The 8,529-nt window shown below is 42.9% G+C and carries 6 protein-coding genes; 4 read left to right on the top strand and 2 right to left on the bottom strand.

Translation table 11 applies throughout. The features are described 5' to 3' along the window. The 3 genes from MICAI_RS04180 to ppk1 form a co-directional block, all read left to right on the top strand. On the top strand, window positions 1-522 hold a 522-nt coding region (locus tag MICAI_RS04180; protein ID WP_051011152.1), incomplete at its 5' end, for a bluetail domain-containing putative surface protein. Window positions 523-804: 282 nt separating this feature from the next. Further along, window positions 805-1,119 carry a hypothetical protein gene (locus tag MICAI_RS04175; RefSeq protein WP_008198213.1) on the top strand — a complete coding sequence of 105 codons (315 nt, stop codon included), beginning with the start codon at window positions 805-807 and terminating at the stop codon, window positions 1,117-1,119. Window positions 1,120-1,489: 370 nt separating this feature from the next. Continuing rightward, entirely contained in the window at window positions 1,490-3,658 is a 2,169-nt protein-coding gene (gene ppk1, locus MICAI_RS04170; RefSeq protein WP_008198211.1) for a polyphosphate kinase 1, read from the top strand. A gap of 274 nt (window positions 3,659-3,932) precedes the next feature. Here the strand turns inward: ppk1 and MICAI_RS04165 are convergent, their stop codons facing one another. After that, window positions 3,933-5,657: a diflavin flavoprotein gene (locus MICAI_RS04165; RefSeq protein WP_008198209.1), complete on the bottom strand. Its 1,725-nt coding sequence runs from the start codon at window positions 5,655-5,657 to the stop codon at window positions 3,933-3,935. Between the two features lie 199 nt (window positions 5,658-5,856). Between MICAI_RS04165 and murJ the strand changes: the two genes are divergently transcribed. Next, window positions 5,857-7,566, top strand: coding sequence for a murein biosynthesis integral membrane protein MurJ (murJ, locus tag MICAI_RS04160; RefSeq protein ID WP_198285280.1), 1,710 nt, complete (start codon window positions 5,857-5,859; stop codon window positions 7,564-7,566). Between the two features lie 224 nt (window positions 7,567-7,790). Here murJ and MICAI_RS04155 read toward each other — a convergent pair whose 3' ends face one another. After that, window positions 7,791-8,441 (bottom strand): hypothetical protein, encoded by a 651-nt coding sequence (locus MICAI_RS04155; RefSeq protein ID WP_008198203.1) that lies wholly within the window; start codon window positions 8,439-8,441, stop codon window positions 7,791-7,793. Between the last annotated feature and the right edge of the window lie 88 nt (window positions 8,442-8,529).

The raw sequence follows: 8,529 nt of genomic DNA, 5'->3' as shown, positions 1-8,529 counted from the left end.
TCCCCAAGTAGTCTAGTTGGTGGCTTAGGTAATGATATTCTAGTGGGTGGCGCTGGTAACGATACCCTCAATGGTGCTGCTGGAACCGATACTTTAACCGGTGGGACGGGGACAGACATCTTCATTTTCCAATTTAGTCAGTCCACCGCAGCAGCAAGCGATCGTATCACGGATTTTGCCATCAATACTGATAAAATTGACTTATTAACTCAAGGTGGACTTCCCATGAGTGCGCCTAGCAGTTTCAGTCGCGCTGCTGATAGCACTGCTACCACTTTAGACAATTTAGTCAATCAGGTATTTACTGATGCCAATGGAGCGACTACAGGTAATCAAGGATTAGGGATTAATAGTGCAGCCTTAGTGCAAGTAACAACCGGTGCAATAGCTGGAACTTACCTCGTTATTAATGATAGCACGGCTGGCTTCCAATCCAGCAATGATTTATTAATAAATATCACTGGATTTACTGGTACTTTACCTGCTTTAGGAAGCATTCCAGTGGGTAATTTCTTTGTTTAATTAAGTAGGCGTAGGGTGCGTTAGGCGGCTATCAATTCCGTCAAAAAACCAAAATTAACAAGCCGCCGTAACTCACCACCTCTATTATTAAATCGGTGCGTTACGCTGTCGCGCTTCACCCCCTAGGAGTAAGCGGACAACTCAAATGAACCCAACAACCGCCAATTATGATGAACCCTGGAAAGAAGCATTAAGTCACCTAGAAAACGGGTTTCTTCAAGAAACTATTTAGAAACCCGTTTTCTTTGAGAAAACGGGTTTCTGGACTTTAAGAAAAATAAGTTGGATTTAAAGTTTGAAGGATTAAAGTTTGGTAAGTTTATTGACAAAAATAATCTGTCAATAGATATTGACGAATTAATTATAATTATCAAAAATCATTCTCAGAAACTGTCCTTAGATGAACAGCAAATTAAACAGGATTTATCGGACGCACTCTGTAAAGTTTTAGGTACATTGAATGCTACTGATGTTAAAAAAGAAGACTTGGAAAGAGACTTAAGATTAGCTTATGAGTTATCTTATTTTTATCAAACACAAATATATCAACTAATGGTCAATTGGCAATCTAATCATCATCCTTATCAAATATTCTGATTCGGATTAGATTATTGCCGGAACTTGGAGATGATATATTTAACAAATCGGCTCGGCTTGACTTTGTGTTATAATCAAGGTGAGGCTTTAAAGACGATATTCTCAGCAAATTATGCCTATTCTTCTTACTGCTACTCTAATTTCACCGAAAGATTAATTTAACCTTGATCTGTCGGGACTGATTTCTTAACCTTTTAATAAATTGATTTTTTCCCTAGTCAGGCTAGAATCAGTAGCATTAGCATCCAAGATAATCGGGGTAACTTGGCTTAATCTGGGGTAGTATGGCCAAAAACGCCCAAAATAGTCAAATTTAGGCTGAAGTGGCTTCTTACTAACTGTTTAATCTATTATTTAGGTATTAGACTCTATGGCTAAAGCGTCCACCGTAACTTCCGAAATCGATCTTAAAGATTCGCAATATTACTTTAACCGAGAATTAAGCTGGTTAGAATTTAATCATCGCGTGCTTTATGAGGCACTTGATCCTCGGACTCCCCTACTAGAAAGATTAAAATTTACCGCCATTTTTTGTGCCAATCTCGACGAATTTTTTATGGTACGGGTGGCAGTTCTTAAACAACAGGTAGAGGCAAATGTAGCCGTTTTAAGTGCCGATGGCCGGACTGCCTCGGAACAGCTAACCGAGATAAGTAACCGTCTGCGTCCCCTTGTGCAACAGCAGGATCATCTTTTTGAACACACCCTGAAAAACCTCTTAGTAGAACAGGGAATTCATCTGATTAACTATGTGGATTTGCATCAAGAACAGCGCAATTATCTCCATGATTACTTTGAACAAAATATTTTCCCGGTTTTAACTCCCCTGGCGGTGGATCCTAGTCATCCTTTTCCCTATATTTCTAATCTCAGTCTCAATTTAGCCGTAGTTGTTCGCGATCCCGACACCGATAAAGAACTATTTGCCAGGGTGAAAGTGCCGCAGGTTTTCCCCCGTTTTCTGGCATTATCCAAGGAATTACGCCACCAAGACGGAAAAGCTTCGATTTGGACGGGAGTACCCCTTGAACAGGTGGTAATGCACAATTTAGAGGCACTTTTCCCCGGCATGATCATTCAAGAATGTTATCCTTTTCGGGTGACACGCAACGCCGATATCTCCGTCGAAGAAGATGAGGCCGATGATTTATTATTAGCGATCGAGGAAGAAGTCCGCAAGCGCCGCATTGGTAAATCGGCAGTACGTCTGGAAATTCACAGTTCTACTCCTAGCAATATTAAAAACCGGATCATGCGCGATCTCGGACTTGAGGAGATCGATGTTTACGATGTGGATGGAATGCTGGGACACAAGGATTTATTTTATTTTCTGTCCTTACCCTGTCCCGAACTGAAAGATCCGCCTTGGAATCCCGTCACCCCACCGGTTTTACAGGGATTGCGAGAAATAGTTGACGGTAACGAAGACGGGATACTAGAACAGGATGGCGAAGATATTTTTACTTTAATTCGCAATAACGATATTCTCGTTCATCACCCTTACCATTCCTTTAGTGCCTCAGTACAACAGTTTATCGCCCAGGCTGCCCATGATGCCCATGTTTTAGCGATTAAAATGACTTTGTATCGTACTTCCGGAGATTCCCCGATTGTCAATTCCCTGATTGCGGCGGCGGAAAATGGGAAACAGGTAGCGGCGTTAGTGGAACTAAAAGCACGCTTTGATGAGGAAAATAACATTACTTGGGCGAAAAAGCTCGAACAAGCCGGAGTTCACGTTGTTTATGGCTTAGTTGGTCTCAAAACCCATACGAAAGTGGTTCTCGTGGTCAGAAAAGAAGGGGATAAAATCCGTCGTTATTTCCATATTGGCACGGGTAATTATAACCCAAAAACAGCTAAATTATACACTGATTTGGGCTTACTTAGCTGTCGCGAGGATTTGGGGGCAGATATCACCGATTTATTTAACTTTCTGACCGGATACTCCCGTCAGCAATCCTATCGCAAACTTTTAATTGCTCCCGTGAGTTTGCGAAAACGGATGTTAGCAATGATTGAGCGCGAGGCCAAAAACTGTAAAAATGGGGGTACGGGGCGCATTGTGGCAAAAATGAACTCTATTGTCGATAAACCGATTATAGAAGCCTTATACGCCGCTTCTCGTGCTGGTGTGCAGATTGACTTAATTATTCGTGGGATCTGTTGTTTACGGCCCGGATTGCCGGAAGTGAGCGAAAATATCCGAGTAATTAGCATTATCGGCCGCTTTTTGGAACATTCCCGCATTTTTTACTTCTACAATGGTGGTCAGGAGGAGGTTTATATTGGTAGCGCCGATTGGATGACGCGGAACCTGACTCGTCGCGTGGAAGCAGTGACACCCATTGATGACCCAGCGATCGCCAAGGAACTGGAAGAAATTCTCGGCATCATGTTGTCAGATAACCGGCAAGCATGGGAATTACAATCCGATGGCAGTTATATTCAGCGTCGTCCTGCCAACCAGGGACAGGAAAGCAGTACCCATGTAATTTTAATGGAAAAAGCCCTTAAATCTGCGGGGGTTAGTCAATAGGAACAGTGATCAGTTATCAGTGATCAGTTATCAGTTATCAGTTATCAGTGGGTAAGTAATCAGTGATCAGATGTGATACTAAATCCGGTTATTAAAAACTGATTATCTATTGCTCCTTTTGCCTATTGCAAGAGTGCCTATTGCCTCTCCTGATATGTAGCCTATACTCAACGGATTTAGTATGACTAACTGGTTGAGAGGTTAAACCATCTCAAAAGCTGAGAGCAAGCATCTTGATCTGTATTTTCTCAACCAGTCAAATCAAGCAAGAATCCTAATAATAATTACCGACTTTGCGATGGTGAACAGCCGTTAAACTATCAGGTTTAGAAACGCGACCATCGGTGACTTTATTGTAAACAATCCAGTGGTCAGCACATTCCATGCGACTAACTACCTCGCATTCTAAATAAGCGAGGGCATCGGCTAAAATTGGGGAACCATTATTAGCGGTGCGAGTATTGACTCCTGCAAAACGATCTTCCCCAGGTCCGAAACGTTTTAAAAAGTGTTTCATCAGGGTTTGATAATTGCCTTCTTCCAGAATATTTAAAATGAATTGATCCCCCACTTGCATTAAAGACTCGATCGCCCGATCTTTGGCCACAGCAACGGTAAAACCGGGAGGATCAAAACTTGCTTGCGTCACCCAAGAAGCGACCATTGCTCCGCTTCTGTCTCCTTTCTTGGTGGTGATAATATATAGACCACCGCTAATCCGTCCGATGGCTTTATCAAGGTCAGTATCAAGGGATTTTCTTTGTTTAACTTTTACCTCTTGGGTTAATAGTTGTCCCATGTCTGTACCCGCTTCTTCACAGCGTTGATAGAGACTCTCGTTAGGAGTTTCTGTGCTACGAATGGGATCAAAAGCTTTGGTTAAACCAACTTCACGAAACTTATTAAATAGAGGTAAAATTGATTCATCATCACCCCCTTGAGATTCAAACATTCCGATATATTGTTTGGGGTTAACCGAGGCGAGAATTGTGCCTAGATTTCCCGTAATTTCTTGGGCATTAATACCAGAAACGGGGGGAGTACCGATGACGATTCCCACCGCAGAAGAAGCTAATTCTTTTACCTCTTGGGGATCGGCGGATTTCAGGTCTAAAGTTTCTACAGCCACACCGGTTTTAGTAATACCTTTGGCCAGGGATTGACAGAGGCGATCGCTATAACCATAGTCGGAAATATAGAAAACAGCGACGGTTTTTTCTCCCTTAGTTTGTGCCTGACTCCAATCACGATAATGGTTCAATAATTCGGTAATATTATGTTTTAATAGCGGTCCATGACCATTAGCCACGAGATTAATATTACCCAGGGGTTCCATCCGTTTCATCGCCGCTAGTACGGAACGAGCATTAGGAGCCATTAAACATTCATAATAGAAACGATAATCCGGTTCAATAACACTTAATTGCTCATCGTAAAGATCATCGGAACAGTAGTGCATTCCGAAGGCATCACAGGTAAATAAAATTCCCGAACCGTGATCGTAGGTAAAAATAGTATCGGGCCAATGTAAATTAGGAGCGTTAACAAATTCGAGAATGTGACCGTTGCCTAGGTCTAACTGATCGCCATTTTTGACCAGTTGACGTTGAAAGGGATGATGAACTAAATTCTCTAAAAACTGAATTGCTACTTTCGCCCCAACGACGGTAATATTGGGAGCGAGTTGCAATATATCTCTGACTAACCCACTGTGATCGGGTTCGGTATGACTGATAATTAAATAATCGATTTCTTGGGGGTTAATTAATCCGTTGAGGCTATCAAAATATAGTTGACGGAATTTTTCGTGGGAGGTATCCACCAGGGCGATTTTTTCCCCACGAATCAGATAGGAGTTATAAGTCGTACCGTTTTGTAATCCGAATTCAATATCGAAGCGATCGCGATCCCAATCGAGGGAACGAATAGCGGTGGTGTCTGCGCTGAGATTGGCCACCTGCACGGTGAGACGTTTTGTTTTGACTGGTGTAGCAACCATCGAACCTCTCCTTATTGTTAAGTTTTTTATACTTTGTCTCTATTGTGCCACGAGGAAATAAGGTATGGGGATTTATTTTCTCAATAATTACTGAGAACAGTTATCTTAATGCTCAGATGGGAGTCGAGCGTCGATACCGAATTAGCTTATACTTCATATTTATGAGAAAAGCTCTCTAGGGGTCTGTGCGGGAAAATGGCTGTTATACAGTCCAGTCAAGTTAAATTTTCCAACTAGAGAGCGCTTTTCTCCTGGAACACAGAAACGGGTAGAATCGATCAATGCAGTTGTTTTCTTTCGAGGTGTCATCATTACTAAGAAAGCTACCCGTTCCTTAGCCGGTATTGCTGGAATTGTCGCCGTTGCCACCTTAATCAGTAAGGTTTTTGGTTTGGTCCGCGAACAGGTAATTGCCGCTGCCTACGGTGTTGGGCCAGTGGTGAACGCCTACGCTTTTGCCTACGTTATCCCCGGTTTTCTGTTAATTCTCCTGGGTGGTATTAACGGCCCCTTTCACAGCGCTTTGGTCAGTGTTTTGGCCAAAAGAGATAAATCCGAGTCCGCGCCGATTGTCGAGACTGTCACCACCCTAGTCAGCGCGATTTTATTAGCTGTCACCGTCTTTTTAATCGTTTTTGCCAATATTTTTATCGATGTTCTCGCCCCCGGTTTAGATGCCGCCACCCGCAGCATGGCCATTCAACAACTGCAAATTATGGCCCCCATGGCGGTTTTAGCCGGTTTAATCGGCATCGGTTTCGGTACTCTCAACGCGGCGGACCAATACTGGCTACCGAGTCTCAGTCCGCTTTTTTCCAGTGTGGCGGTAATTATCGGGGTGGGTTTGCTGGCCTGGTCACTTGGCGATCGCATTGATAATCCGCAATACATTCAACTAGGGGGTTTTGTCCTCGCCGGCGGTACTCTCATCGGGGCGATCTGGCAATGGTTGGCACAAGTGGGCGCACAAGTCAAGGCAGGTTTAGGAAAATTAACATTTCGTTGGGATTGGCGGATACCGGGGGTGTCGGAGGTGTTGCGGGTGATGATTCCGGCGACCTTATCTTCGGGAATGTTGCATATTAACGTTTATACTGACCTCTTTTTTGCTTCTTTTATCGAAAATGCCGCCGCTTCCATGCGTTACGCCAGTTTTATCGTTCTCACGCCCTTGGGCATCATGTCTAACATGATTCTCGTGCCGTTTATGCCGATATTTTCTCGACTGACGGAACCGGAAAATTGGGGAGAATTGAAGCAAAGAATCCGTCAGGGTTTATTATTGACCGCTTTAACCATGTTACCCTTCACCGCTATCTTTATCGCCCTCGCTTTCCCTGTAGTGCGGGTTATCTATCAACGGGGTGCCTTTAATCTGGCTGCCTCGGAACAGGTGGTTCCCGTATTAATGGCCTACGGTTTCGGGATGTTTTTCTATCTCGGTCGCGATGTTTTAGTACGAGTGTTCTATGCTTTGGGTGATGGCGAAACTCCTTTTAAGGTGAGTATGGTAAATATTTTTCTCAATGGTGCGCTGGATTTCCTCTTGTATAAACCTTTTGGTACTCCGGGGATTGTTTTAGCAACCGTGGGGGTTAATATCATTTCTATGGGCATTTTTACGGTGATTTTAAATCGTCGTTTAGGGGGTTTACCCTTGGGAGAATGGGGTTTATCCTTATTGGGATTAACGGTAATTACAATGCTTTCTGGTGTTGCTAGTTGGGGAGCTAGTTGGGGTTGGGAAAAGGTTTTCGGTGCTGGTAATATTTTCTTGCAATTATTACAGTTGGGTTTGGCCTCGACCGTAGCGGTGGGTTTATTCCTCCTCGGTGCGATGTTATTGAAGTTACCTGAATTAGACCTATTAATCTCGCGAGTTCGTCAGAAGTTATTGAAAAAATCTTAGGTTTAAGTTGCTGCCTCACCTCATCATTACATAGGGTTTGCTGAAAAAGTTTTTTCTGGGTGTAGGGTGTAGGGTTTTACAGATTTTCATCTGGTCAATTATCTAATTTTCAGGGAAAAAGTACCTGAATTTTCCCCCCAATCACTCCAAGGGTCGGCACTTTTTGATGGGCAAAAGGTCTAAAAGTTTTACCCAACAAGGTTTTCACATTTATTCAGCAAACCCTATTTATTTTTAGGAATTGGGGGAAGTTGCGGTGATTTTCGGCGAGAATTAGAACCGGATATTTTCGGTGGTAAAGGTGCAGAATTGCGATTAGATAAACTTTGAAGGCTCTTTTTCATATTAGCAGGTTCCGGCAGTTCTAGAGTTACCCCTTCTCTAGCAGTCATTGTTTCCTCTGGTAGGCATAAATCAAAAACAAAGGCAGAATTATTAGTTAAATCAGCCAATTCTAATTTTACCATCTCTGGAGAGGATTCTTGTACTAATAAAGGTTCAATTTCGGTCTTAATTAACTGTTCTAATTGAGCCAGATAATTGATCTTAACAGGAGTAACAATTAAAGTTAACATTTCTTGCCAACCTTGCCCCCCCAATTCTGCCAGAATATCCCCATAACAGCGAATTTTCCAGCTACCTATTCCCAAATCTCGATAGGAAAAAATTTCTAGCCAACCCCCGGCATCCGATCGATAATAATGAGTATATCTTTCACTACTTTCGGGAGATTCGTAATCGATACGCACTTCAATATGAGCAAAAGGAGAATCCAGACGGGCCAAGAGACGATAGTTTCCCGAGACAATTTCTAGGGAATTAGTAGAAATTGTGCTTCCGTGATTCTCCCCTTGTTTTTGCAGTATAAATTCCATAGTCTTAGCCTAGGCCTAATGTTTGGCCTCTTAGGTTTGGTGGGTAAAATGTATTCTAGGATACAGTCCCGCCAGCGAGCGAGTGGGC

Origin of the sequence: Microcystis sp. T1-4 (assembly GCF_000297435.1) — a bacterium.
Classification (GTDB): domain Bacteria; phylum Cyanobacteriota; class Cyanobacteriia; order Cyanobacteriales; family Microcystaceae; genus Microcystis.
The sequence above is the reverse complement of the archived record's forward strand: the minus strand, read 5'-3'. Positions and strand labels throughout refer to the sequence as shown.

What these genes read in the sequence shown, in the direction of transcription:
- ppk1 (WP_008198211.1), top strand. Translation starts at nt 1,490, where the DNA reads ATGGCTAAAGCGTCCACCGTAACTTCCGAAATCGATCTTAAAGATTCG.
- MICAI_RS04165 (WP_008198209.1), bottom strand. Translation starts at nt 5,657, where the DNA reads ATGGTTGCTACACCAGTCAAAACAAAACGTCTCACCGTGCAGGTGGCC.
- MICAI_RS04155 (WP_008198203.1), bottom strand. Translation starts at nt 8,441, where the DNA reads ATGGAATTTATACTGCAAAAACAAGGGGAGAATCACGGAAGCACAATT.